19 protein-coding genes are annotated in these 26,869 nt (G+C 55.4%); 10 read left to right on the top strand and 9 right to left on the bottom strand.

The genetic code is table 11. The features are described from left to right. Positions 1 to 126 precede the first annotated feature (126 nt). Positions 127 to 1,683, bottom strand: a complete 1,557-nt coding sequence (locus Dvar_RS27610) for a glycogen synthase (protein WP_419656361.1) — start codon at positions 1,681 to 1,683, stop codon at positions 127 to 129. Here Dvar_RS27610 and Dvar_RS27605 point away from each other — a divergent pair. Beyond that, the gene (locus Dvar_RS27605) at positions 1,672 to 1,866 is read left to right on the top strand and encodes a hypothetical protein (protein ID WP_419656360.1); all 195 of its coding nucleotides are present in this window, start codon (positions 1,672 to 1,674) and stop codon (positions 1,864 to 1,866) included. The two genes, Dvar_RS27610 and Dvar_RS27605, sit on opposite strands and share 12 nt — an antisense overlap. Before the next feature lie 134 nt (positions 1,867 to 2,000). Here Dvar_RS27605 and Dvar_RS27600 read toward each other — a convergent pair whose 3' ends face one another. The 8 genes from Dvar_RS27600 to Dvar_RS27565 form a co-directional block, all read right to left on the bottom strand. Next, the gene (locus Dvar_RS27600; protein WP_419656359.1) at positions 2,001 to 2,495 is read right to left on the bottom strand and encodes a response regulator; all 495 of its coding nucleotides are present in this window, start codon (positions 2,493 to 2,495) and stop codon (positions 2,001 to 2,003) included. Between the two features lie 440 nt (positions 2,496 to 2,935). Further along, the gene (locus tag Dvar_RS27595) at positions 2,936 to 3,589 is read right to left on the bottom strand and encodes a response regulator (RefSeq protein ID WP_419656358.1); all 654 of its coding nucleotides are present in this window, start codon (positions 3,587 to 3,589) and stop codon (positions 2,936 to 2,938) included. A gap of 119 nt (positions 3,590 to 3,708) precedes the next feature. Then, a complete protein-coding gene (locus tag Dvar_RS27590; RefSeq protein WP_419656357.1) occupies positions 3,709 to 5,475 on the bottom strand; it encodes a response regulator in 1,767 nt (588 codons plus the stop codon). A gap of 26 nt (positions 5,476 to 5,501) precedes the next feature. After that, positions 5,502 to 7,250, bottom strand: coding sequence for a hybrid sensor histidine kinase/response regulator (locus Dvar_RS27585; RefSeq protein WP_419656356.1), 1,749 nt, complete (start codon positions 7,248 to 7,250; stop codon positions 5,502 to 5,504). Between the two features lie 12 nt (positions 7,251 to 7,262). Next, on the bottom strand, positions 7,263 to 7,985 hold the full coding sequence (locus Dvar_RS27580; RefSeq protein ID WP_419656355.1) for a PAS domain-containing protein: 723 nt from the start codon (positions 7,983 to 7,985) through the stop codon (positions 7,263 to 7,265). Between the two features lie 219 nt (positions 7,986 to 8,204). After that, positions 8,205 to 9,467 (bottom strand): chemotaxis protein CheB, encoded by a 1,263-nt coding sequence (locus Dvar_RS27575; RefSeq protein ID WP_419656354.1) that lies wholly within the window; start codon positions 9,465 to 9,467, stop codon positions 8,205 to 8,207. 263 nt (positions 9,468 to 9,730) lie between these two features. Further along, on the bottom strand, positions 9,731 to 11,983 hold the full coding sequence (locus Dvar_RS27570; protein WP_419656353.1) for a molybdopterin cofactor-binding domain-containing protein: 2,253 nt from the start codon (positions 11,981 to 11,983) through the stop codon (positions 9,731 to 9,733). Further along, the gene (locus Dvar_RS27565) at positions 11,980 to 13,392 is read right to left on the bottom strand and encodes an FAD binding domain-containing protein (protein WP_419656352.1); all 1,413 of its coding nucleotides are present in this window, start codon (positions 13,390 to 13,392) and stop codon (positions 11,980 to 11,982) included. The genes Dvar_RS27570 and Dvar_RS27565 overlap by 4 nt, the downstream gene beginning before the upstream one ends. Positions 13,393 to 13,526: 134 nt before the next feature. On the opposite strand from Dvar_RS27565, the gene dpaL reads away from it, so the two are divergent. The 9 genes from dpaL (at position 13,527) to Dvar_RS27520 (ending at position 26,846) form a co-directional block, all read left to right on the top strand. Next, positions 13,527 to 14,759 carry a diaminopropionate ammonia-lyase gene (dpaL, locus tag Dvar_RS27560; protein ID WP_419656351.1) on the top strand — a complete coding sequence of 411 codons (1,233 nt, stop codon included), beginning with the start codon at positions 13,527 to 13,529 and terminating at the stop codon, positions 14,757 to 14,759. Between the two features lie 75 nt (positions 14,760 to 14,834). Continuing rightward, entirely contained in the window at positions 14,835 to 16,046 is a 1,212-nt protein-coding gene (locus Dvar_RS27555; protein ID WP_419656350.1) for a YgeY family selenium metabolism-linked hydrolase, read from the top strand. A gap of 51 nt (positions 16,047 to 16,097) precedes the next feature. Beyond that, positions 16,098 to 17,318 carry a knotted carbamoyltransferase YgeW gene (gene ygeW / locus Dvar_RS27550; RefSeq protein WP_419656349.1) on the top strand — a complete coding sequence of 407 codons (1,221 nt, stop codon included), beginning with the start codon at positions 16,098 to 16,100 and terminating at the stop codon, positions 17,316 to 17,318. 120 nt (positions 17,319 to 17,438) lie between these two features. After that, positions 17,439 to 18,716, top strand: a complete 1,278-nt coding sequence (locus tag Dvar_RS27545; protein WP_419656348.1) for an amidohydrolase family protein — start codon at positions 17,439 to 17,441, stop codon at positions 18,714 to 18,716. 80 nt (positions 18,717 to 18,796) lie between these two features. Further along, positions 18,797 to 20,212 carry a dihydropyrimidinase gene (hydA, locus tag Dvar_RS27540; protein ID WP_419656347.1) on the top strand — a complete coding sequence of 472 codons (1,416 nt, stop codon included), beginning with the start codon at positions 18,797 to 18,799 and terminating at the stop codon, positions 20,210 to 20,212. After that, positions 20,202 to 23,495: a putative selenate reductase subunit YgfK gene (ygfK, locus tag Dvar_RS27535; protein ID WP_419656346.1), complete on the top strand. Its 3,294-nt coding sequence runs from the start codon at positions 20,202 to 20,204 to the stop codon at positions 23,493 to 23,495. The genes hydA and ygfK overlap by 11 nt, the downstream gene beginning before the upstream one ends. A gap of 251 nt (positions 23,496 to 23,746) precedes the next feature. Beyond that, on the top strand, positions 23,747 to 26,002 hold the full coding sequence (locus Dvar_RS27530; protein WP_419656345.1) for a xanthine dehydrogenase family protein molybdopterin-binding subunit: 2,256 nt from the start codon (positions 23,747 to 23,749) through the stop codon (positions 26,000 to 26,002). After that, positions 26,002 to 26,478 carry a (2Fe-2S)-binding protein gene (locus Dvar_RS27525; RefSeq protein ID WP_419656344.1) on the top strand — a complete coding sequence of 159 codons (477 nt, stop codon included), beginning with the start codon at positions 26,002 to 26,004 and terminating at the stop codon, positions 26,476 to 26,478. Before Dvar_RS27530 ends, Dvar_RS27525 begins: the two co-directional genes overlap by 1 nt. After that, positions 26,475 to 26,846, top strand: coding sequence for a hypothetical protein (locus tag Dvar_RS27520; RefSeq protein WP_419656343.1), 372 nt, complete (start codon positions 26,475 to 26,477; stop codon positions 26,844 to 26,846). The genes Dvar_RS27525 and Dvar_RS27520 overlap by 4 nt, the downstream gene beginning before the upstream one ends. Positions 26,847 to 26,869 lie beyond the last annotated feature (23 nt).

The raw sequence follows: 26,869 nt of genomic DNA, 5'->3' as shown, positions 1-26,869 counted from the left end.
GCCCCGTCTATAAGTTGATTTTGAAGCATTAAAATATTTTTATCGGCAGATCTTTCAGATACTTTAGAATTTTTTTTAAAAACCTAAGCGTACGTTCCACATTGAAGAAGAATTGACACCACTGCATCAGGCCGCAATCTGCGGTTCAAGCGCGAGATCCGATTCCGTCAACGGTTTCACCAGCGGTCGATCGAGGGCACATCCATAGAGATTTACGGTCTGACGGGCCATTTCGTCGGGGTCAAAGCGCGACAGGCTTTCAGTCATGATCCGCTCTACCTGACAGGCTCGCCACTCAGGCGGATGCGCGTAAAAGGCCATGGCCTGGTCGATGGCCCAGAGCAGGCCGGCGGCATCGAAATGCTTGAACAAAAATCCGGAGCCGCGGTTGGCTCCTGCGTCCAGGTGCTCGACGCAGTCGTGGATGGCGCCTGCATCATGGCCGATGGGCAGGCACCCATAGCGTTGGCCGATCCTGCAAGGCAGCGCACAGGGATCAAGGTACAGGGGCATGAGCACAAAATCCGAACCGGCATAGGCCAGTCGGTAGCACCGGGCATCGAAATCACACACCGCCACCCGAGTTCCGGCATGCAGACGATCGATCAGGGTCCGCAATTGATCCTGGCAATCGCCTTCAGCCACAAATACGACTTGCAAGTGTTGCTCACGGTAGCGTTCCAAGATCGTCTCTAAGGTATCAGCTAAAAGCCGCCAGCCGGGTCGTGCCCCATCCAGGCGCGTGGGCCAGAAACAAACCGGGACGGTCGAATCCATGGGCAGGTGCATGCTTTCCTGGAGGTACAATTTATTGTACGGCTTGACGACCGCATGGAAATCCGGGCCGTAAGCCCGAATCAAGGCCCGATCCGTTGCTGGATTGAAGGACGGGTCCGGTGCCGGTGCAATGGCCGAAAGCGTCCCGGCGTGCAGTTTGTTGAACAGCTCGGCCTTGAGCATGGGAGGAGCCCCACGATCCTGTCCATCCATCAGGGTGTTCAGAAAGGTCTGACTAAAGGCGGTGGCCAGGTGGGCGGCAAACACCCCTGTGGTCAGCATGTCCACCGGATTGGTGGTGCGCGTCTCTTCGTAGTTGACGGGCATGCGGGAATAATAACAATGTTGCCAGAAGGCGGCGGCATCAATCCCCCGCTCTTCGATGGTTGATAGCAGTAGCTGGGGGGAGTCGAGCCGATACATGCTAAAGACACTGGGGATTCCCATACGGCGGGCCATGGCCGGGATCAATCCGGTCATCCAGTCATAACAATGAATCAGATCCGGCTGGACTTCCGGAATAATCAGGTTGATCACCTCGCGCTGAAATGCCAGGGCGATGCGGATCGTATCCCAGTCGGTGGATAGGAACAGTTTGGGATGATAGTAGAAAGACCGATCCTGGGCCAGATGGATCCGGCTTTCTGGCAGCTCCCGCATACGGGAATGCAGATCCACTCCCGGCATACGATGGGCATTGATCTTGAATACGTTGCGATAGTTGGGCATCGCTAAGTGAACATCGAAACCCGCCTCAAACAAGGCATGAATCTGGGCCGTGCATATATCGCCCAATCCGCCGGCCCGCGCGGAAATCGACCGCGCTCCCGGTCCCATGCCGTGAGGAACAAAGGTCACTTCCGGCGTCACCACCAATACGCGAGGATGCTTCGCTTGGCTGCTCATGATGATCTCCTTGGTTCAAACGCGAAAATTTTTGGCCATATCATTTCCTTTTTTAATATGGACGAAAGGCATTTGGCTGCTGATAGCTTGTTCAGCAAAAGGCTGACCCTGGCTAACGCTGCCAGTATCCTCAAAATTTTATTCAATTATCCCGTCAATAATGGATTCGCGATCGTCTATTGAGGGTTCACTTTTTAACTGGGTTGTGTAAGTGATGTTCGCAAATAATTGGTAAGATGTTAGTTGCCGTTTACCTGTTTTGTCGTTGGTGGCCATCCAAAGAATTGGTAAATTAGCCGTTTACGGATAGGGATGCGTTAAATCGCCAACGAGTCAACCTGCAGTTGGCTTACGACATCGATTTTTTCTTTCAAGGTAACTAGATTGAAAGGCTTGAGCAACAACCCATCCACTGCATCGGATGCGTTCAGCATGGTTATGATCGCCTCCTCACAATGGCCGGTCATGATAATCACTTTCGTCCCGGCGTTGCATCTTTTAATCTGATCCGCCAGTTGATAACCATCGATAAAGGGCATATTGTAATCCGTAAGCACGAGATTGTAATACCTCTTTTTCAGGTAAACAAGCGCATCCATAGCGTCTCCTGCAACCTCGGAAGCGTATCCCAAGCAGGCAACCATACGTGACACCAGATTGAGGAGCTCCGGATCATCATCCACAATCAGAATGTGGCTGGTGGTGGGATCATTCCTGACGCCGTTCGATTGCTGCCAATGCTGATTCAATGGAGGCGGATCATCGATGTCGTGTCCCGATGCCATTCGCGGTCTGTGTTTGGTAGTGAACATGGCTATCATCCTCTTGCATTTTTATTCATGGCTGATGCGATCTGAATTCGATTTTCCATGCTGTCTTACGTCTATTTTTCAACGTTTACATGCACAGGGTCATTATTGTTTGTTGTATCGCTTGTTATCCGACCGAATTGCAGGAAGGGAAACGATCGCCTGTCAGACTTATTTTATACTGCGAGCAATGGATACAATACAATTGGCAAAACTGCCCAATTAGTACATTGCCTATGGGTAAAAATACTCAGTATGATATTTTATTGACAGGATGCCAAACGCAGTCAACGAACGGGGGCAGCAGTACTGCCTTGCACCCAGCGATGCATTTCCGGCGCACGCGTTTGACTCTGAGTGACGGGTCTTTTGGGGATGGATTGGTCAACATCGCGCTTCAATCGTTGAAGACGTCGTAAACAGCCACCGTTCGGACGGATTCGTCAAATATTGTCGACGTATCCCTGGGAAATGGCATATCGTACTAAATCCGCGGTATGCTTCAGGTTGAGCTTGTTTCGAATGTTGGCATGGTGGCGGTGAACCGTGCGGACGCTGATGCATAAGAGATCGCTGATCTGTCGATCGGTTTTGCCCTCAGCGATCATCTTCAATACCTGGCGTTCTCGGTGAGTCAGCGGACTGATGGTGGCTTCATAGTTGCCTCGACAAATGGAAAGGATAGATGATGAAAAATTGGCGACCAGTTTTTTTGATAGATAGGTTTCGCCTTTTCTTATCTTTTGGACGGCGTTGAGCAGTTCGTTACCCGAGTCCTCCTTTAGCAGGTAACCCTGTGCTCCGGCAGCCAAGGCCATGCACAAGAACTCCTCGCTCTTATGCATGCTGAGCATGAGAATGTGGATATCCGGATAACGGTTTTTTATTTCCCGGGCCACTTCAATGCCCCGCAATCCAGGCATGGAGATATCCAGGATTACCATATCGGGAACCGTTTTTTTCAACAGCCTGAGTAGTTCCAGGCCGTCTCCGGCCTCTCCCAATACTGCCAACCCATTCATTTCGTTCAATATTATTCGGATGCCCTCACGCATCATGGCGTGGTCATCGGCGATTATGATGGAATAGTCGCTCATGTCTCGAAATTCTTTCTCGGGCGTGGTATGCAACTAATCTGGATAGAATTGGGCAAAATAGTAGATGATTAACCTATATAACCATATAATAACTGTCAACGTTGTCAACTATGCCGGCTTCATTTTCTGAGGTCTCGATTCACGCGATGGATGGTTTCTATTAAGCTCTCCGGTGAATCGGTTTTGGCCAGAAAGGCTACTGCACCGGCATTGATCATTTTTTGGCGGGTGTCTTCATCGTTGTGCATACTCAAACCGATGATGCGGGTATCTAAATGCCGGCGAGTGATTCGGGCCGTGGCTTCAATCCCATCCATATTGGGCATGGTGACATCCATGAGGATCACGTCAGGCCTTAATCGGTCCGCCAGCTTAATCGCCTCGAGGCCATCGACGCCTTCGCCCACGACGGTCAGGTTCGAGTGGCTATGCAGCAGCCCGATCAACCCCTTGCGAATCAACTGATGATCTTCCACCAGCAGGATCCGAACGGCGTTTTCGCCGTTCGGTCTGTCAGTCGGCCCGACTGCTTCAGACGCCGTTGATTGCTTCCCGGTGGCGGTTCGGCTTGGCTTTAGAGGCGCGTTTGAATGCGTTGATATCTCTCTGGGTACCGTCAACACGACCCTGCAGCCTTTGCCGGGTTTGGTCGTGATCTGCATGCTACCGCCCAGAAACAACATGCGATCCTCGATGTTATACAAACCAAACCCCGGCATACAACCCTTACCGTTTCTGGCTGCAGGGTAATCAAATCCCTTACCTTTGTCGGTCACTTTGATCAGCGTTCGCTTGTTCCGGATGCGGATCTCGACCAACGCCGTGTTTACATCGGCATGTTTGACCACGTTCAAAAGTAACTCCCTGATTGAACGATACAATATCGAGGCTAATACCGGTGAAACAGGTTCCGCTTCGGCCTGGGCGCGCAGGGTCACGGCCAGCCCGTGATGCAGAAGCATATCGCTGGCCAGTCCCTTCAGGGCCGCCAGCAGGCCGTTATGTTTGAGCATGGGTGGATTGAGCGTATAGGCCAGATGGCGCATTTTGTCGATGAACTCGCCGGTGAACTGTGACAGTCGCACGAGTTGGTCTTGCATGTCGGCATCCGGCCGGCTGTTCAGCCGGTCAAGCGTCATTTTGATAAAGGCTGCCTGCTGCTGAAAATCATCGTGTAAAATCGCCGCCAGGTACCTTCGTTCACGATCCTCGGTCTGGGTCAGATCGAACGTCAGTTGTTGAAGCTGGCCCGCACGCTGTTCCAGCTCGGCCGTCCGCTCAGCAACACGCTGTTCAAGGGTTTGGTTGAGTTGGCGGATTTGCGTCTCGGCATCTTTTTCGCGGGCGATATCCATCAGCATCACGCGCCACTGGACGACCACTTCATTTTTATCCCGGTCGGCCGTGATATCGGCCCGTACCCACAGCGGTGGACCGTTTTTCCTTTTTAGCTGCATCTCGACCCGTTGTTTCTCACCGATCCGTCCGGCCTTGCGGAGGGCCTCCAGAAATGAACCCTGACAGGCGCTGGTGAGGTACCGACTGAAAGCCGTTTCTAATATTTTTCTTTTAGGCGTTCCCAGCAGGTTGAAAGCGGTGAGGTTGATGCGGGTGATAAGACCTTTGGGGCTCAGGGTCACGTAACCGCACGGGGCGAATTCGTAAAGCTGCTCGTACTGGTGATAGACGTCGGAAAGCTCCAGCTGCGCTCGCTTAAGTTCTTCGTTTTGGATTTCCAGTTCGGCCTGGTGAATTTGAAGCTTGTGGATCAGCTCCAGAATATCGTCAGGGGAGGAAACATCCAGCGGTCTGTTTGGGTTGATCATCTGCTCGGCTTGCCGGCGCAGCCTGTCGAATTTTTTGTCCGGTTGATGAGAAACAGGCATTGGGGCCTCGCTTTTGTTACGGGATTTCATTCTGTTGCTGGATTGCTCGTCGTTTTAGCCCGGTCGATGGCCTGGCGCACGGCCGTCGCATAATCGATTCCGCCCAAAGGTTTCATCAAAAAACCGGCAATTCCGATTTGGCGGGCTTTTATTTCATCGATGGAATCGCTGTGTCCCGTGCACAGGAGAATGGGCAGGCCCGGCCGCAGCTCAAGCAGCCTCTTGGCCAGCATATCGCCGGTCAAACGGGGCATGGCCATGTCCGTGATCACCAGGTCGAAGGCCCATGGATCGGCCTGCACCGTTTCCAACGCTTCGTTAGGGTCGGTGAGGGCGGTGACGGTATAGCCCAGCCGACTGAGCAAGAGTTGGCCAAGCTTTGCAATATCGGTATCGTCATCCACCAGCAGGATGTGCTCATGGCCACGGAGCAGATCCGGTGGCCCGGTGCTTTCGTTCACCACCGGGCCGAGAAACGCCGGGAACAGGATGGTGAACACCGTGCCCTGATCTGTCTGGCTTTCCACGCGAATCTCGCCGCCATGCTGCTCGACAATGCCATGCACCACGGCCAGGCCGATGCCCGTGCCTTTGCCGAACGGCTTGGTGGTGAAATAGGGGTCGAAGATGTGTTCGATGGTGTCGCTGTCCATGCCGCAGCCGGTGTCGGCCACCACCAGCTTGACGTGCGCACCGGGTTGCAGGCGGCCATAACGGCCGGCGTCCGCAGCATCAAGGGTGACATTGGCCATCTCCACGGTGAGCGTTCCGCCCGCGGGAAGCATGGCGTCGGCCGCATTGCTGCACAGGTTGATGATCAGCTGATGGATTTGGGTGCGGTTGCTGATGACCGGAGCGATGCCTTCCGGCAGGTGGGGCTGGATATGGATATTGGCGGGCAGGGTGGACCGGATCAGCGTCAGGGACTCGCCCACGACGGCAGCGATGTCCAAGGGGGTCTGCCGTGTATCACCCTTGCGGGCAAAGGCCAGCAGCTGCCGGACCACCCCGCGGGCCCGCATGGCGGCCGAGCGGATTTCCTTCAGGTTGTCAATCAACGGGCTCACGGTGGGCAGAGCATCCGCCATCAGCTCGGTGTTGCCCACGATGATGCTGAGAATGTTGTTGAAATCATGGGCCACGCCGCTGGCCAGGGTGCCGATGCTCTCCATCTTCTGGGCCTGACGCAGCCGGTCTTCCAGTTGCTGTTTTTCTTCCTCGGCCTCTTTTTCGCGGCTGATGTCCATCAGCACCACGCGCCACTGGAGGGTCGCGCCGCTTTCATCCCGCTCGGTTGTGATATCGGCGCGGACCCACAGCGGCGATCGCTTTTCCCTTTTCAGCTGCAGTTCCAGGGATTGTGGTTCGCCGGTCTTGGCGGCGTTGTGGCGGGCTTCCAGAAAGGTGTCCGGCCAGCCGGCGGCAAGGTAATCGCTTATGGCCGACTGCAGCAGCGATTGCCGTGGGGCGCCCAGCAGGCCGGCCCCGGTATGATTGACGCGCGTGATCACGCCATGGGGGTCCAGGGTTACGTAGCCGCATGGCGCGAATTGATAAAGCCGTTCATACTGTTGATGAAGATCGCTAAGTTCCCGCTGCGCTCGCTTGAGTTCTTCGTTTTGAATTTCAAGTTCTGCCTGGTGGATGTTAAGCTCGTGGATCAGGTCCAGCATATCGTCAGGGAGGGGAATATTCTGCTGTTGACTCTCTTGAATGCGTTCCTCCGCCTGCCGGCGCAGCCTGTCGAACTTTTCGGGGGGGGGACAGGCCTGCATGGTTTGCTCCTCTTATATTTTTTTCATAAATTGTAATAGGATCCGGTAGGGCTGGGCATCGTCGATGCGGATGATCCGCCCGTTGATGAAATAGTTGTCGGCCCCGTCGGTCTGCGTGATCTCCTTGGCGGCGATGGTAAAATCCTTCTTTTTTTCGGCTGCTTCGGCCAGGCGGGACTTCAAGTCGGTGGCCGCCAGCAACCCGTTGTTAATGTCGAACACATCCAGCCCGGCGATTTTTTCCTCGGGCAGGTTGATCAACCGGGCAAAGGACGCATTGGCCAGGACGATTTTGCCCTCGGCGTCCAGCACGGCCATGGGATCTTCGTTCATGTCGAAGACATTGCGCACCAGCTGCCAGGCCTGTTCCATCTCCGTTTTAGAGGTGGTCAGGACCGCCTGGGCCTGCTTTTCCTCATTGATGACGGTGAAGGTGAGTACGGCGCCGTCAATTCGGTTGTCCGTGGTGCGATAGGGGATGATGTGCATTTTAAACCAGTCTCCGCTGTTGGTCTGCACCTCGGCCTTTTGGGGGGTCAGGTTTTTCAGGACCGTTTCCAGGTCGGCGATCATATGCGTATTGGCGAGGTTGGTGGACACATGTTGCAGGGGCCGGCCGATGTCGGTCTGGATGAGGTTGATGATGGCCGTGGCCTGGGGGGTGAAGCGTTTGACCCGCAGGCTGTTGTCCACGAAAACCGTGGCGATCTCCGTACTGTTCAGCAGATTGCGCATGTCGTCATGGGCCGCGGACAGCTCCTCTACCTTGCTTTGGAGTTCGGCGTTGACCGTCTGCAGTTCTTCGTTGAGCGACTGCAGCTCTTCCTTTTATGGGTCACAGCCTGATTAGACGCTTTGGCGGCCCTCAGGGCCGAGGACAGTTCAAAGCGCAGCCCCTGCCGGGCCATGTCCAGGATATTGTGAGTGGGCGGACCGCTGGGGGTCTCCAGGTATTTACCGGTGCGACCCTGAACATGCAGAATCGTCCCCCTGGCATCCACAAGAAGCGCCGTGGGCGCAAATTGCTCGAGAATGGCCCGTTGGGTGATCAGGGAAAGGTTGATCTTGGGTTCCTCGGTCGGTACCAGCTTGCCGTTGGCCAGGGCTATGTCGGTGGTGGAGGGGCCGCTGGGAAATTCGATCTGCTGGCGCAGCTCCTCGGGAATCTCGATCCGCCGAAAGATCTTCCACTTTTTGTCCAATATGTCGAACAGGTTCGAAAAACTGCCGATGGTTTCCGAAGAACCCAGCACCAGGACCCCGTCGGGGCGCAGGGTGTAGTGGAACAAAGGATTCCGGGTCGCGGAAGAAATTGGTTACCCCGATGAGCAGTTCGCGAAAAAGGGCCTCCACTTCCTCGAGGTTTCCCCGCAGCAGGTTGATGTATTGCTCATGGTCCTGGATCTGGTTGAGACCCATGCGGCGGTTGATGCGGCGCAGCAGGGTGTTGAGCTTGTACTGTGAAAAATCGTGTCCGATCTGAGAACGTAAGATGCCGAAAATTTTATACAGCCAGGTCCGCTGGTCGCTTTTGGCAAGGGGGGGCTTGGACGTAACGGGATGCAATGCAAAATACTGGGTGAGCCGGTGCGGCATCTCCTCGGGGGACAGGATGATGTCGACCAGGCCGGTGGTGATGGCGCTGCGGGGCATGCCGTCGTAATCGGCCGAGATCTCCGATTGAACCAGCACCAGTCCGTCGTTGGCCTTGATTTCCTTGATGCCCAGGGTGCCGTCCGTACCGGTGCCGGACAGCACCACGGCTACGGCCCGGGAGCCCTGGTCCTGAGCCAGTGATCGCAGGAACGCGTCAATGGACAATGTGGAGTGCCGTTCCACCACATCCAGGAGCTGGATTTTGCCGCGGAAGACACTGATCTCCTTATCCGGCGGGATTACGTAAACGTGATCGGCTTCGATGACTTGACCGTCCTGGGCGGTCTCCACCGGCATGACGGTCACTTTCTGCAGCAGATCGGGCATGATGCTGGGCTGCTTGGGGGTCATGTGGACCAGGACGATAAAGGCCATGCCGCACTTTTCGGGCACATGACTGAAGAAACTTTTCAGGGCCTGCAGGCCGCCGGCCGAAGCGCCCAGGCCGACGATGGGAAAATGCCTGACCGCCTTTGAGGTTGATTTGGTTTTCTTCACCCGTCTGGCCGGTGCTTTGGCCTTGCCCGGGACGGCCTGTTTGGCTTTCTTTTTATCATTCATCAGGTGACTTTCTTTATTTGCTGGAAGTGGTACCTATTTTAAATCAGGCGGTGGCGAAATTGCAATTTCCAAATGCGTGATTTTCAGGACATAGGGGAAAAGCCGGTGTTGATCAAGTGGTCTAGTCGATGGAGAAAAGGGAATATTTTAAAAACAAGTTTAGGTCGCGCAAGGGAGGGGGGAGGGTGGTGTTTTTTTCTGGATCTGCCATGGCCCTCCTGGGGCCGGGGGGCTGAAGATTGCTGGGACCGTGCAGCAATCACCTATTCACCGTCGAGAAGCCGTAATATCCGTTCGCCGGTCAGCGGTGCCTGGATCCGGTCGGATGGGATGTCGCGGAGGGTGCGAATGGCAGCCCGGATAGCGAAAAAGGCGCCGATGCCGTACATGAACGGTGGCTCCCCAACAGCCTTGCTGTCCATGACGCCGCCGGATTTGGCGCCTTCCTCGAAAAAGACCACTTCGAATTTTTCAGGCGCCGAGTAAATGTCGGGCACTTTGTAGGTGGTCAGGGTATCCGACAGCAGCCGCCCGTCTCCATCATAGACGACTTCTTCCATGGTGCACCAACCGATACCCTGGACGACAGCCCCCTCCACCTGGCCGCGGTCCACCAACAGGTCCAGACTGCGTCCGGCATCGTGGACAATCTGAACGGATTCGATGGATGCCGTGCCGCGCATGACGTCCAGCCGGGCTTCGATCACGGCGGTGCCGCAGACATGGTAGGCAAATGGTCGGCCTTTTTCCTGCTGACGGTCATAGTGCAGGTTGGGGGTGGCGTAAAAGGCGTGCGCGGACAAATCGATCCGATTGCTATGGGCGGTCTGTACCAGATCTGTCCAGGTCAGGGAACCGGGCTGATCACCGATCCAGATCCGTTCTTCGCGGATGGTGATCTGTGTGGCCGGAACGCCTTCAAGCTCGGCGGCAAGGGTTGTCAGGCGTGAGCGCAGGGTCTTACACGCCATCCGGGCCGCCGTTCCGTTCAGATCGGCTGCGGTGCTGGCTGCCGTGGGCGCCGTGTTGGCCACCCGCATGGTGCTCGTGCTTTCAATCTGAATCCGTTCCCGGTCAATCCCCAGGGCCGTCGCCACGATAGTTCGCAGTTTTCTATTCACATCTTGTCCGAGTTCGACCGCCGCGGTGCTGACACTGACGCTACCGTCATTATAGATGTGCACCAGGGCCGCCGCCTGGTTCAGCATGGTGGTCGTAAAGGCAATACCGAAGCAGACCGGCATGACGGCCAAACCGTGTTTGACAAACGGTGAGGCTTGGTTGCGTTGCTGATTTTCGGCATACCGGGATTCGAGATCGAATTGTGATACGGCTGCATCAAAACTACGGCGCGTGGCATCACCGTCCATATGCATGCCATAAGGAAATGGCGTACCAGGCCGAAGCAGATTTTTCCGCTGAAGGGTCCAGGTGGGCATGCCGGTTTTCTCGGCCGCCGCTGCAATGGCCGCCTCGATGACGACCATGGCCTGGGGGGCGCCGAAACCGCGAAATGCCGTAAATGGCGGCAGGTTCGTACGGCAGCTTTTGCCGGAAACCCGAACATTGGCAATTGCGTAACTGTTGGTGGCGTGAAACAGGCTGCGCTCAAGAACGGCAGGGGAAAGATCGGTGAATGCGCCTGCGTTCTGGTAATAGGTGGCCTGGAATGCCAGAAACCGACCATCGGCATCCAATCCCAGGCGATAATCGCTGGAATAGGGATGACGCTTACCGGTCATCTGCATATCCGCTTTACGATCCAACACCAGCTTGACCGGTCGTTGCAGCCGGTGAGCGGCCAGGGCAGCCATTGCCGCCCACGGTGTGGCCTGTGCTTCCTTGCCGCCGAAAGCGCCGCCCACGCGGCCCACCTCCACTGCAATGGCGTGCATGGGGCACCCCAACACCTGGGCGACGGTGCGCTGCACGGTGGATGGGGATTGGGTGCTGGCGAAAATGTGCATCCGGCCACGGGGTTGGGGAATGGCCAGAGCCGATTGGGTTTCCAGATAAACATGGGCCTGGGCACCCGTGTCGACGCGTCCGCTGACGATGGTGGTGCATTGGGCCCATACCGCATCCACGTCACCCATGCTGACCGTCCGCGGTGGAGTGAGAAGATCGCCTTTGGCCGCGGCTTGGCGCGGATCGAAGACCGCCGGCAGTGGATCGATTGCCACCTCGATGCGGGCCAGTGCCTGGCGAGCCCGGGCAGGGGTGTCGGCGGCGACGATGGCCAGGGGATGGCCCACGTAATGAACCCGATCCACGGCCAGCAAGGGTTCATCATCGGCCATGATTCCCACCTGATTCTCTCCGGGGATGTCCGATGCCGTCAAAACGCCTGCTACGCCTGGCGCTGCCAGGGCAGCATCGATCTTCAGCCCACGCACAATCCCGTGGGCCGTGGGTGATGCGAGAACAGCCAGATGCAGGGTCCCTCGCGGCTCGGGAAGATCGTCCACGAAAGGCGATTCGGCACGCACGTGAGAATAGGAATCAGTTCTGCTCATGGCAGCCATCCCTTAAGATCCAGTTTTGGAAAACACGCCTTAAAATGGGCAACCATCAATCGGCCCAGCAGGCGACGCTTGTACCGGGCCGAGCCTCGCACGTCGTCGATGGGCGCGATTTCCGAATCGACAATATCTATCAATCCGGCCAGGGTTTCAGAACAAACGGGTTGGCCCAACAGCCAGGCCGCGCTTTTGGTCAGCAGAAGCGGTATCGGCGCCACCCCGCCGGCGGAAATCCGGGCGTTTGTGATTCGTTTCCCGTCTGTTTCCAGGGCGATGGCGGTGTTGACACTGGCAATGTCCAGCCGTTGGCGACGTGAGACTTTCTCGACGTTGAAACGGCATTGTGAAGATGGACGGGCAAAGGCAATTTCCGTGATCCACTCATCCGCAGCCAGATCGACGGATTTGTATCCGTGATAGAATTTTTCCAAGGCAAGCCTGCGGGTGCCGTGGGGACCGCGAATGGTCAGCCTGGCTCCCAGGGCCAGCATGATGATGGTCAAATCGCCGATGGGGGAGGCGTTGACCATGTTTCCCGCCAAGGTGGCGCGATGGCGGATGGGCGTCGAGGCCATGTGATCCAGAGCCTTCCGCCAGAAAGGGAATATCTGATTGAGTAGGGCATCGGCTTTGAGATCTTCGATCGGGGTCGCGGCACCAATACGGATATGTTTGTTATCGACGATGATGCCCGAAAGGCGTGCATCATCGTGGAGAAATACCAGGGGCTGGCGGGTTAACCGGTCAGGGCGCTGAACGAACAGATCCGTGCCGCCGCCAACGGGCACCGGCACGCCACCCTCGGCAGGCAACCTGGTGACGGGTTCAATGGCCGCCAGACGCTGATGCATTTCCAGCAGATAGGCGGGCAGATAGCCGGCCTGGACCAGATGTGTCAGGCGCCGCATTGGCTCGGCCGGAAAAGGCGCCAGGCCGTCGACGAGGTTTTGAACGGCACGGCGGATGGAGGCATAGCCTGTACACCGACAGATGTTGCCGTCCAGCGCGGTCATTGCATCGGCCAGGCAGAGCGATGGGCTATCCAGGAGAAATCCCGTCATGGCCATGACGATACCCGGCGTGCAGAATCCGCACTGGGTCGCTCCGGCATCCACGATGTTCTGCTGAACCGGTGACAGGCTCTTCAGGTTGATGCCCTCGATGGTCAGCACGTGTTTGCCGTGCAGTTCACCCAGGGGCATCAGGCAGGCGGCCACGCAGCGATACCGCACCCGATCATCCGTAAGCCGGCCCACCAGCACGCTGCACGCACCGCAGTCGCCCTCACGGCAGCCTTGCTTGGTCCCGGTGAGGCGGCATTCCCGCCGCAAATAATCCAAGAGTAATACGCCGGGCCCGAGATCGGTGGAAACAAGATCGCGATTTAGGATGAAGCGGATCATGGGGACCCCCTGTCGGTGAGGTCGGCACTGCCGTCGAGATTAACACATTTTTTCAATTATAGTGGATAATTACACATAGTGGCAATCGTTAATTTTTCATTGATATGATCTTATTTTAGTGCTTTAAATATTTTATGCTGACGGAAATCTTAAACTATAACTTTCAATCCTTCATCCAAAAACCAAAAAACGGCAACGCGCCGCAAGCCTTTTCAGAGGAAATCGCCGAAAAGGTACTTCGTTTCCACCGGCAGCTCCCAGGCTACGAGCCCACTCGGCTGATATCACTCAAAAGATTGGCACGGACGTGGGGGATTGAAGATATTTTCGTTAAAGATGAATCCACTCGATTCGATCTCAAGGCGTTTAAGGTGTTGGGGGGTAGCTATGCAGTAGCCCAATTGATTTGTCAAAAACTGGGGATAAGGTTAGCGGAAACAGATTTTCCCTACTTGACCAGCGATGAGGCACGTCAACGCATCGGCCGCATCACCCTAACCACTGCCACGGACGGCAACCATGGTCGCGGAATTGCCTGGGCCGCGCAGCAGCTCCGCCAGGACGCCGTGATTTACATGCCCAAGGGTACTGTTCCGTCCCGCGTTGAAACGATTCGGGCCCACGGAGCCAAAGTGGAAGTGACGGACTTGAACTACGACGATGCCGTGCGCCTGGCCAACGGCATGGCTGAAAAAAACGGCTGGCATATGATTCAAGATACGGCTTGGCAGGGATACGAAGAAATCCCGCTGTGGATCATGCAGGGCTATATGACCATGGGCAAGGAGACCGTGGATCAGATGGCCGCTCAAAAAGCAGCGCCGACCCATGTTTTCGTTCAGGCCGGGGTCGGGTCCATGTCGGGCGCGGTTGTCGGATACCTGGTCAATCGTTATCGTGAACGACCGCCTGCATTTATCATTATGGAACCCAACAACGCCGCTTGTATTTTCGCCTCAGCTATCGCTGGAGACGGCCGGCCCCATGCGGTTACCGGTGATCTTACTACAATCATGGCCGGTCTGGCCTGCGGCGAGCCGAACCCGATGGGTTGGGAAATTCTCAGGAATTTTACGACTGGTTACGTTTGTTGTGACAACTACGTGGCCGCCAACGGCATTCGTATCCTGGCCAATCCCATGGGCGAAGACCTACCCGTGGAGGCGGGTGAATCCGGTTCGGTAGGCATTGGTCTTATTGACCTGTTGCTCAACCACCGTGCTTTTGAAAAAGTAAAGCAAGCGCTGGGGATTGGACCGGACTCGAAATTACTGTTTTTCAACACCGAGGGTGCGACGGATCCCATCAATTATCGAGAAATTCTTTGGTATGGCAAATACCCTGCGCTGCATTTGCCGGAACCTTAACCTGTATTATACCGCTTTTCGAAACGCTAAATAAATGCCGATTTTACCTCAAGAAGATAGAAGATATTGACTCAATTGGATTTTAAAAAAATTAATGCCCTGGCCGAAGCATACAAGTCCCGGATGAGTGCTTTTTTAAGGGATATGATTCGCATCCCCAGTGAAAGCGGCGATGAGGAAAAGGTCGTTCTGCGGATTAAGGAAGAGATGGAACGGGTCGGTTTCGACACGGTTGAAATCGATCCCATGGGTAACGTGCACGGGAGGATCGGGCACGGCAAGCACGTGATTGCCATGGATGCACACGTCGATACCGTGGGCGTGGGCAACCCCGACAATTGGGAGTTCGATCCCTATGAGGGATTTGAAGACGAGGAGACCATCGGCGGGCGGGGGGCCAGCGACCAGGAAGGGGGCATGGCGTCCATGGTTTATGCCGGGAAGATTATCAAGGACCTGGGGCTAACGGGCGACTACACGCTGGTTGTCGTCGGGTCGGTTCAGGAGGAAGACTGTGATGGGTTGTGCTGGCAGTATATCGTCAAAGAACTTGGCCTGAAACCCGAATTTGTGGTTTCTACCGAGCCAACCGACGGCGGCATCTATCGCGGCCAGCGCGGGCGCATGGAGATCAAGGTCGACGTCAAAGGAGTCAGTGCCCACGGCAGTGCGCCTGAGCGAGGGGACAATGCTATTTTCAGGATGGGACGTATCCTGGGGGAGCTGGAACAATTGCATACCCGTCTGAAAACCGATGCATTTTTAGGCAACGGATCGCTGACGGTTTCTGAGATTTTCTACACCTCACCTTCCCGCTGTGCTGTTGCCGACGGCTGTAATATTTCCATCGATCGTCGTCTGACCGCCGGAGAAGATAAGGAGTCGGCGCTGCAACAGATCCGCGACCTCCCCGCCGTCATTGATGCCAAGGCCCACGTCTGCCTGTATCATTACGACAAACCCGCCTATACGGGCCTGGTCTATTCCACCGATTGCTATTTTCCGTCTTGGATATTGCCGGAAGACCACGAGGTGACCCAGGCGGCCGTGGCCACCTATCGGCGTCTGTTCGATCAAGACCCCCGCGTCGATAAATGGACCTTTTCCACCAACGGTGTGTCTATCATGGGATTGCTTGGAATCCCTTGCATTGGGTTCGGACCCGGAAAAGAGGCTCAGGCCCATGCACCCAATGAGAAAACCTGGAAGGCCGACCTTGTCCGCTGCGCGGCTTTTTATGCTGCATTGCCGACGATTTATTTGGAAAAGGTAATGTTGGGAAAATAAAATCCGGTTTGCCGCCCTATGTACTTTAGGATCGGGAATTAGGAGAAAAAAATGGACATCACCCAAATCAAACGGCTTATCGGTAAGCTTGATCAGCTTGAATGCGGGGATATGGTCCTGAACGATTTTCTGCTGACATGGGAAAAAAGCGACCAGGAAGTCAACGCCACATTTCTTGTGGCCGATATTCTGCGCGGTCTTCGGGAGCGCAACATCTCCAGTCGCCTGTTTGACAGTGGGTTGGGGATTTCGCTGTTTCGCGATCAATCCACCCGCACCCGCTTTAGCTTCGCAAGCGCCTGTAACCTGCTGGGGCTTGAAGTCCAGGATTTGGATGAGGGCAAATCCCAGGTGGCCCACGGTGAAACGGTGCGCGAAACCGCCACCATGGTCTCGTTTATGGCCGATGTTATTGGTATCCGCGATGACCTGTACATCGGCAAGGGCAATGCCTACATGCGTGAGGTGGCCGAGGCGGTGCACGCAGGATATCTGGACGGTGTGCTTGAGCAGCGTCCCACACTAATCAACCTGCAGTGCGACATTGACCACCCGACACAAACCATGGCCGACATGTTGCATTTGATTCACCATTTCGGCGGCGTGGAAAATCTCAAAGGCAAAAAGCTGGCCATGACCTGGGCCTATAGCCCGTCATACGGCAAACCGCTTTCCGTGCCCCAGGGCGTGATTGGACTGATGACCCGCTTTGGCATGGACGTCGTGCTGGCGCATCCAGAAGGGTATGAGATGATGCAGGAAGTAGAGGCGGTCGCCAAAAAAAATGCAGCCGAGGGTGGGGGCCGGTTCTCCAAAACCAATTCCATGGCTGAGGCTTTCAACGGCGCACATATTGCCTACCCCAAAAGCTGGGCACCGTTTTCCGCCATGGAAGAGCGCACAGCACTTTATGAGGAGGGCGATGTCGATGGCATTCAGACACTGGAAAAAGAGCTGCTCGCCCAAAACGCTGATTTCAAGGATTGGGAATGTACCGAATCGCTGATGTCCACCACGCATCAGGCAAGTGCCCTGTATATGCATTGTCTGCCTGCAGACATCACCGGAGTAAGCTGCAAGAACGGTGAAGTTCAGGCCAGTGTGTTCGAGCGCTATCGCGCCTCCGTGTATATGCAGGCCGGCTATAAACCTTACATCATTGCCGCCATGATTCTTCTGAGCAAAGTCAAGCACCCTGCGGACGTGCTCGATGGCATGTTGTCGGCAGCCAAGCCAAGAGCCTGTTTGATAAATCCGTCTAAGGCCCGCTAACGGCGTTGGAAATTGTCTCAAAATGCTCACATATTCCATATATGCTCCGCTTTAGAGCCACTTTCCGCCTTGTTATCGGACCTGATCCAGACTTCTCAAACAGTCTCTAAGGATCACACGATGACTTTATACTTAAAGGATGCCACTTTTATCGATTGGGAAGACCTGACGATCAGCCGCTCCAACATTGCCATCAATTCGGGGCCCAAGGAAGGCATCCGCCTGTCGGCCTCCATACCGGATCAAGATGCCCTCACTGCCGAGGATCGGGTTCTCGACTGCAAGGGTAAATGGGTGACCAAATCTTTTGGTTGCGGTCATCACCATATCTACTCCACGTTGGCGCGGGGCATGCCCGCCCCCCGCAAGATTCCAGGCAATTTCACCGAAGTTCTCCAGTACGTCTGGTGGCACATCGACAAACGCCTGGATCTTGAGATGATCGAGGCCAGTGCGTTGGCTGCGGCCATTCATTGCGCCAAAAACGGTGTCACTTTCGTTATCGATCACCACGCCTCGCCGTTTGCCATTACAGATTCGTTGTCCACGATCGCCAAGGCGTTCGACCGGGTCGGAATCGCGCACATGCTCTGCTATGAGCTCTCCGACCGGGATGGTCAAGGTCCCATGGCGGAGGGCCTGGCTGAGACCGATTGTTTTCTGTCTGCCGGTCACCAGGGCCATGTCGGGCTGCACGCGTCATTTACCGTGGGTGACGAACTGATGCAAAAAGCGGTGGATCTGGCCCGCCGGCACGACACGGGGATACACGTCCATGTGGCCGAAGACAGGGCCGATCAGGACGATGCAACGGCCAAATACGGCAAACGCGTGATTGAACGGTTCAAAGATGCCGGTGTGCTTGAGCTTCAGAAATCCATATTTGCCCATTGTATTCATTTGTCGGCGCATGAGAGGGAACTGTTGGGCAATTCCGGTGTCTGGGTGGTTCAAAATGTGGAAAGCAACCAGAACAACAACGTAGGAGTAGGTCGATACACTGATCTGAGCGACACCATCATGCTGGGGACCGACGGCATGCACGGTGATATGCTGAGAAGTGCCAAGGCCGCTTTTCTCGTGGGGCAGGCGACTGAAGGCATCGGATTCGACGACATTTACCGTCGTTTTCGGAACGTCCATCGATATATTCGCAAGGTCGGCGGCCATGGAGATGGCGACAACAACCTGGTCATTTTAGATTATGACACCCCCACCGATCTGACCCGGGATAACTTTCTAGGACACTTTGTTTACGGAATCGATGCACGCCATGTGGAGAGCGTCATCTGCCAGGGACGGTTGCTGGTCGAAAAACGGCAGGTGGTTACCGTGGACGAACAAGCTGTGCTGGCCCAGGCCAGGGAGATGGGCCGTAAACTTTGGGAAAAAATGTAAGAGGCTGTTTGATAAATCCGTTAGCGGGCCTGATCCAGACTTTTCAAACAGCCTCTTAATCCAAAGAACGGATAAACCCCATGCCGGATATTCTGATAAAAAACGGTTTGCTGGTCACTGCCGAGGACTCCTTTGAGGGTGACCTGCTTATCGCCGATGGCGTGATCGCCCGCCTGGGCGAGGCAATAACACGCCCGGGTGCTCATGTAATCGATGCCGGCGGGATGATTGTCATGCCGGGGGGCGTGGACGCGCATACCCACCTGAACCTGACCGTGGGCAAAAACAAAGTCTGCGACGGTTTTTACGAAGGGTCGGCTGCGGCGGCGTTTGGCGGCACCACCTGTGTGGTGGAACATCCCGCTTTCGGACCCGACGGCTGCGGGTTATTGCACCAGGTGAGGGCGTATCAAAAGGAAGCCGCCGGCGCCTGCGTGGTCGATTTCGGCATTCACGGGGTCTTTCAGCATGTGTCCGAGCAGATCCTGGACGACATCGAAACCCTCATGGCGCATGGCGTGTCCAGCGCCAAGATCTACCTGACCTATGCCGGTCGCCTGACCGATGAGCAAATCCTGAGCGTCTTGGCACGTGCAAAAACCGCGGGCGTGTTAGCCGCGTTCCACGCTGAAAACCATGCCATCATCGATTTCTTATGCCGCCGGTTCATCGCCGAGGGAAAACACTCACCCAAGTATCATGCGTTGAGTCGGCCGCCATATTGTGAAGCCGAGGCTGTCTATCGCATCATTGCTTTGGCCGAGGCAGTGGGAGATGTACCCGTTTACATCGTCCACTTGTCCACCCAAGCCGGACTTGAAATCATTGAATCGGCAAGAGACCGGGGACTTCCGGTTGTTGCTGAGGTGTGCCCCCAGCATCTGCTGTTGGAAGACGCCTGCTATGTAACGCCTGATCATAAAGGCCTCCAATACATCATGGCTCCGCCGGCCCGCAAGGCTGCGGACAGGGCGGCGCTTTGGCAGGGCCTGTCCAGGGGGAGCATTGACGTCGTGGCCACGGATCATTGCTCGTTCAGCTTCGCCGACAAATTGGCCCAGGGCAAGGATGATTTCAGCCGCTGTCCAGGCGGTGTGCCCGGTGTGGAGACGCGGCTTGCCCTGCTTTTCTCCGAAGGCGTGCTGCCGGGGCGGATTTCACTCAATCGCTTCGTGGACGTCGTTTCCACCGCGCCTGCTCGGCTGATGGGGCTTTTCCCGCAAAAAGGAAACCTGGCGCCGGGAGCGGATGCAGACGTGGTGATCCTGGATCCCAACCTGGAAAAAACAATCACGCCCGATATCCTTCGTCAAAATGCCGACTACTCTCCTTTCGAAGGTCGACGCGTTCGCGGATGGCCGGTCGTTACCATTGTGCGCGGCCGCGTCGTGGTCCAGCAGGAAGCGCTGTTGGTGGAAAAGGGGTGGGGACAATACATCCGCCGCAAACGGGCGGTTCTCCATAGACCCAATCAAGGAGGGACCCATGCCAAGTGATAAACTGTGGGGCTGCAATATCGAGACCTTGGTGAAATGGATTCTGGAAGACGAACGGCGGGGGCAGATTTTTGGCATTCCCAAGGATCTGTTCTTTGTGCCCAATGCTGCGGATCCGTTTCGGATGCAACGGTATGGGCAGCTATTGGAAACCCCGCTGGGCGTGGCCGCCGGACCGCACACGCAGCTTTCTCAAAATCTGATTGCCGCCTGGCTGACCGGTGCCCGCTATCTGGAATTGAAAACCGTTCAGGTGCTGGATGAACTGACGGTGACCAAACCGTGCATCGATATGGCCGATGAAGGCTATAATTGTGAATGGTCCCAGGAGTTGACGCTCGATCAATCCTTCGATGAATACCTCAATGCCTGGATTGTGCTGCACATTCTCAAGGATCAATTCGGCTGGGGCTCCCCTGATGAGCCCGGTTTCATCTTCAACATGAGCGTGGGGTATAACCTGGAAGGAATTCTCAGCCCCACGGTTCAACGATTCTTGGATCGGATGGCGGACTGCGCCGAAGCAAAGGCCGAAAAGATCGAACGTCTTGCCACTTTCTATCCCCGCGTCAAAGCGTTGCCCATTGCCGATTGCATCTCAAATAATGTCACAGTGTCCACCATGCACGGGTGTCCGCCCGACGAGATTGAAAAAATCGGCCGTTACCTCGTTGAAGAACGCAACCTTCACACGACGATCAAGTTGAATCCCACCCTGCTGGGAGCGGAGCGGGTTCGCGAAATCCTCAACGAGAAGCTTGGCTATAAAATCAAAGTTCCTGATCTGGCTTTCGATCACGACCTGAAGTATCCCGACGGGATCACTCTGATCCGCTCGCTTTTAAAAAGCGCGGAAAACGTTGGCGTTGGCTTCACTATCAAACTGACCAACACGCTCGAAATCCAAAACAAGGACCAGAATCTGCCTAAAACCGAGCAGATGGTTTACATGAGTGGTCGCGCACTCCATCCGATCAGCATCAATCTGGCCGCCCGTCTGCAGGATGCGTTTCAAGGGGCGTTGGACATCTCGTTTTGCGCGGGAATCGACTATGCCAATGTTTCCGATGTGTTGGCCTGTAATCTAAAACCCATTAGCGTATGTTCCGACTTGTTGAAACCCGGTGGATACGGTCGTCTGTCCCAATATCTGGAAAAACTCCGCGATGCATTCAGCGCTGCGAACGTTAAAACGATCGATGACTTCATCATCGCGCAAAGTGATACAAAACAGGATCCGACGCAAGCCGGATGGTCAAGGTTGAAAAAATATGCTGCCGAGGCGGTGGAAGCGGCGGCATATAAAAAAGAACGATTTCCCTTCGACTCCATCAAGACCCATCGGCAACTGGACGCCTTCGATTGCATCGGCGCCCCTTGCATGGCCGCCTGTCCGGCAGGTCAAGATATCCCCCGCTATATGTACTACACCGCCAAGGGAGACTATGCCAAGGCATTGCAAGTGATTCTTGAAACCAATCCTTTTCCCAACATTCAGGGGATGGTGTGCGATCACAGGTGTGAAACCAAGTGTACGCGGGCCAATTACGACGCCCCCTTATTGATCAGAGAGATCAAGCGGTTTGTCGCTCAGGCCGCCGACGATGGTGCCCGACTGAAACCCGCTTCGTCCAACGGTATCCGGGTGGGAATCATCGGTGCCGGCCCCTCGGGGTTGTCATGCGCGTATTTTTTGGCCTTGCGGGGGTTCGACGTCGAGATCTTCGAGAAAAAGCAAATTGCCGGGGGCTGGGCCTCGGATGCGATTCCCACGTTCCGTTTGGATGAGAAAAGTATTCGCAAAGACATTGATGCCATTATGGCCTTGGGCGTTACCATGCACTATGGCGCGGCCATGGATCGTTCAGCCTTCGAGAATATGAGAAAAACGTTTGACTATCTCTATGTTGCGGTTGGCGCCCAAGAGGGTGTCGCACTGGGTATTCCCGGAGAAGACGCCGACGGTGTAATGGATCAACTGGAATTCCTCAGTGCTGTGCGCCGCGGAGCAACACCATTGCTGGGAAAGCGGGTGGCCGTCATCGGTGGCGGCAACTCGGCCGTGGATGCCGCGCGAACGGCAAAGCGACTGGTCGGGCCGGACGGAGACGTGAGCGTAATCTACCGGCGTACCCGCGAGGAGATGCCCGCCGCCCCCGAAGAGGTCCAGGCCATGATCGATGAAGGCGTCAAACTGGTTGAATTGACTGCCCCCGAGTGCATGCTGATGGAAGACGGCCGGGTAACGTCCAATGTCTGTTTTCGGATGAAGCTGGGGGAAAAGGATTCAAGCGGTCGGCCCCGACCCATCAAGATCGACGGGTCCGAATTCGAATTGGATGTGGACAGTGTCATCTCGGCCATCGGTCAACGCATAAACGTGGATTTTTTTCCGGAAGGTAAGCTTGAGATCAATCCAGCCACCCATGAGACGCAGATCGCAACGGTCTTCGCCGGTGGTGACGCGGTTCGGGGTCCCTCGACGCTGATCAAGGCTATTGCCGACGGAAAGGCTGCAGCCGATTCAATCGCCCGGCGGGCAGGAAAGGACGACCCGGTTGCTGATCGTCCCTTGATAAAGACACCCGATCTTAGGGCACTGCGCAGACTAAAGGCACGAAGACAGCCGGGGGCGGTGCGGCCCGAAATTGATCCGGGTGAACGTTTTGGGTTTGGGATGGTCATCCAAACGCTGGATGAAGCCACGGCCCAGGCGGAAGCCGCCCGCTGTTTACAATGTGATGAGATTTGCAGTGTCTGCGTGTCGGTCTGCCCCAATCGCGCCAATCTGGAGTTTGAAATGGAGCCGGTTGAATTCAAGGTCCAGCAGGCCGTCAAGGGGACGCGTGGGGTCGAGATCAAGGACGTGAAAACCGAGCGCATCAAACAACCCTATCAGATTTTAAATATCGGCGATTATTGCAATGAATGCGGTAACTGCGCTACTTTTTGTCCCACCAGCGGTGCCCCTTATCAGGACAAACCCAAGTTTCACCTGACCAAAGAAAGTTTTGACTCGGCTCGGTTGGGCTATCGATTTAGCGCAGAGAACCGACTGGAATTCAAGAATGATCAAATGCACGCGGTACTCGAAAGCAACGCCGATGGGTACACCTATGAGAATGAATCGATCAACGCCATCTTGAACATCGATTACTCGGCACGGCAGGTAGAATTCAAAAACAGTGCGACAGAATCGTTCGATTTAAAAGATGCGGCCCGCATGGCAATATTGTTTGAGGCTGTGCAGGCAATGGCACCGTTTACCCCCAGGTTGCATTAAAAAGATGGAGAAAACATCGAAAACAGTTATGGGCTTTGAATCTATAGAGTATATTGGTACGGTTTATTCCAGGATCAGTTCGATGTTTCTCCATCTTTTTTACCCTTCGGGAAAGCCGGAGAGCTCCAGATCCGGCGTTGCCAAGGGATCGCAGTAAATTATTACGGCTTCATCCTTGGCGCCTTGGCTCTGAAGCCCTCCGACTTTTGCAACGCTGGGGTTTAGATTACCCCAGTCGAGGAGAAAAGGCGATGAATCCATCGGTACCTAACGCATGGCGCAATGACGCCGTTGCCAAGGTCACGGGCAAGGCCAAATTCACCGACGATCTGAAAGTGCATGGCATGCTCCACGCCGTTCCGGTTTACTGTGCAACCGTGCATGCCCGCATACGATCCATCAACACGGACCTGGCTGAAAAACAACCCGGTGTGGTGAGTGTGATCACTGCCAAACAGATTCCCGGATCGAACCGTTTCGGCCAGATTCTCAAAGACTATCCCATGCTGGCGGACACGACCGTGCGCACCTGCGGCGATGTGCTGGCCATTGTGGTCGCCCATGACCGAGAAACCGCCAAGGCCGCTGCAAAAATGGTTACGGTGGTGGCCGACGAACTGCCTGTGGTCACAGACCCGGAGGCGGCCATGCAAGCGGATGCGAACTTGATTCACCCGGATCATGGCAGCAACATCATCAATCACCATAAAGTTCGTCGGGGCGACGTTGAAAAGGGCTTTGCCGAATCGGATCTCATTATCGAACAGGAATTTCGCACCCACCATGTCGAGCATGCCTATATGGAACCGGAGTCCGCCCTGTGCATCCCGCGCCCCGACGGTGTCATGGAGGTTTACGGCAGTATGCAGCATCCCTTCAGTACCCGGCGCTTTACCGCCGCTATTTTAGGGGTGCCGCTCAGTGATGTGGAGGTCAAGACGATTCCCATGGGGGGCGGTTTCGGCGGCAAGGATGACACGGCCGCACTGGTTTGCGCCCGGGCTGCTCTGGCGGCCCATATCACCGGCCGACCGGTCAAAATGACCTATGACCGGGAGTGGTCCATGCGCGAAAGCTACAAACGGCATCCCTATCGTATGACCTACAAGATGGGGCTCGGGAAGGACGGGGCCATCAAGGCGGTGAAGGTTCGCAGCGTAGCGGATGCCGGCGCCTACTGCTCGGTTACGCCGTGGGTGACCTGGCGCTCCACGGTCCAGTGTTGCGGGCCCTACAGCGTCGCAAACGTTCACTGCGATACCTACGGTGTCTATACGAACAACGTATTCACCGGTGCGTTTCGCGGTTTCGGATCACCACAGATCAATTTTGCCGTCGAACAACTGGTGGACATGGCTGCCGAACGCCTGAACATCTCACCCATCGAATTTCGACGCAAAAATATGGTTCGCAACGGCAGCATCACCATCACCGGCCAGGTGCTGGACAATCACACGGTGAGCATGGAGCAGGTGCTCGATGCGGTGATGAATGAGATCAATTATGAGGAGAAACTGTTGCGTTGTTCTCACGGTAAACGTGACGATGGAAGCTGGTATGGCATCGGGCTTGCCATGAGCTACCGCGGCGTCAGCCTGGGCGCCGAGGGAATGGATTTCAATTCGGCCGTTGTCAACGTGCAGTTCGATGGGGCGATCCTGCTCGAGGCGGCCGTGCACGAAAACGGCCAGGGTGCGGAAACCGCCATGATCATGATCCTGGCCCATGAACTCGGTGTCAGTAAGGAGCGTATTCGCTATCGGCAGCCGTCGACCGCCAATATCCCTGACGGTGGCACGACCGTCGCCTCCCGGGGCACGATCATGGGGGGCAGTGCCGTCGTGGATGCCGCAATGCGCCTGAAACGGTTCATGGCCAAGATCGTGGCGCCCAAACTCGGCTGCAAACCCGAAGCGATCGTTTTCAAAGATGATCGTTTGTATGTAGACCATACCGATCAAAGCATCTCCTTTGAAGCGGCATTGACCCATATGTTTCGATCCCGCGTTTATCCGTATCAATTCGGGACCTTCAAGGCGCCGGATGTCTCTTGGGATGAGGCAACGGGTTCAGGAAATGCCTATTTTACCTGGGTTTATGGTTGTCAGGCGGTGGAATTGACGGTGAGCCCCAAAAACGGCACCGTCACCTTGCTCAACGCCGTGGCTGCTCACGATGTCGGCAAGGCCGTCAACCCGCCCATGCTCCTGGGGCAGTTTTACGGGGGCATGACGCAAGGCATCGGATATGCGCTCCATGAAGACCTGCAGAGCGCCAACGGGGCCGTCACCAGCTTGAATTTCAATACGTATCGAATCCCCCGGGCGAAAAACCTTCCCGAGATGACCGGGATCATCATCGAAAACCCTGACCCCACATCCCTTTGCGGAGCAAAAGGTATCGGTGAGCCAACCCTTGAACTGATGGCGCCGGCCATCGCCAATGCCATCTATCGGGCAACCGGAAAACGCCCCACGTCCTTGCCGATCAAAGTGGAGGTGCAATAATGGAATCGACCATTAACGGCCAACTTGTGAACATTGACCCTGATTGGTTGGATAGGAGCCTTCTGGAATTTTTAAGAGAAAAAATGGACCTCACGGGGGCGAAAAATGGTTGCGATCAAGGCCTGTGTGGGGCCTGTACGGTGTTGGTTGACCTACAACCAGTGGTGTCGTGTCAACGCAAGGTGCAGGATATCGCCGATAAATCCGTCCTGACCATAGAAGGGTTGGCCGTTTCCGACGGCACCCTTGCCCCCATCCAGCAGGCGTTTATCGACATGGGCGCCATTCAATGCGGTTTTTGTACACCCGGAATGGTGCTTCGCGCGCATGCAATTTTGCTGAAAAAGCCCGACTCGACGCGTGAAGAGATCCGTAAGGCCATCTCTCCGAATTTGTGCCGATGTACAGGTTATCAGCAAATCATCGACGCGATCGAAGCCGCGGCACCGTTTTATAAAAGGAGCCTACCAACATGAAAGTGATTGTTTATCTGCTTGGTTTCGGGCACATCGCCCTTTGTACTTACCTGATCCTTTACACTAAGGAATCCGTTGACGCTATGAAAGGCATGTTCAACACATACCAGCTCAAGTACCTGTCTGCCATTCCGGCGGTTTACGCACTTCTGTTTCTGATGTCTGCTTCAGCAACCACGCATCCGTGGGTGTTCAGGATAATTGGCCTGTTGGCTGCTGCTGAGGCTGTCGTCGCTTTCACCAACCCAAAGAAAATTTATAGCCAAATGCTGGATTGGTACTTAAACAGCGTGTCAGAGCAGGCAAACCGATTGTTTGGAATGATTGGCGTAGTATTTGGGACCGTCATCCTGACCTGGATTCAGTAAGGGGCACAAAAGTTGAATGGAGG

It is taken from the genome of Desulfosarcina variabilis str. Montpellier (genome assembly GCF_048565275.1).
Classification (GTDB): Bacteria; Desulfobacterota; Desulfobacteria; order Desulfobacterales; family Desulfosarcinaceae; genus Desulfosarcina; species Desulfosarcina variabilis.
The sequence above is the reverse complement of the archived record's forward strand: the minus strand, read 5'-3'. Positions and strand labels throughout refer to the sequence as shown.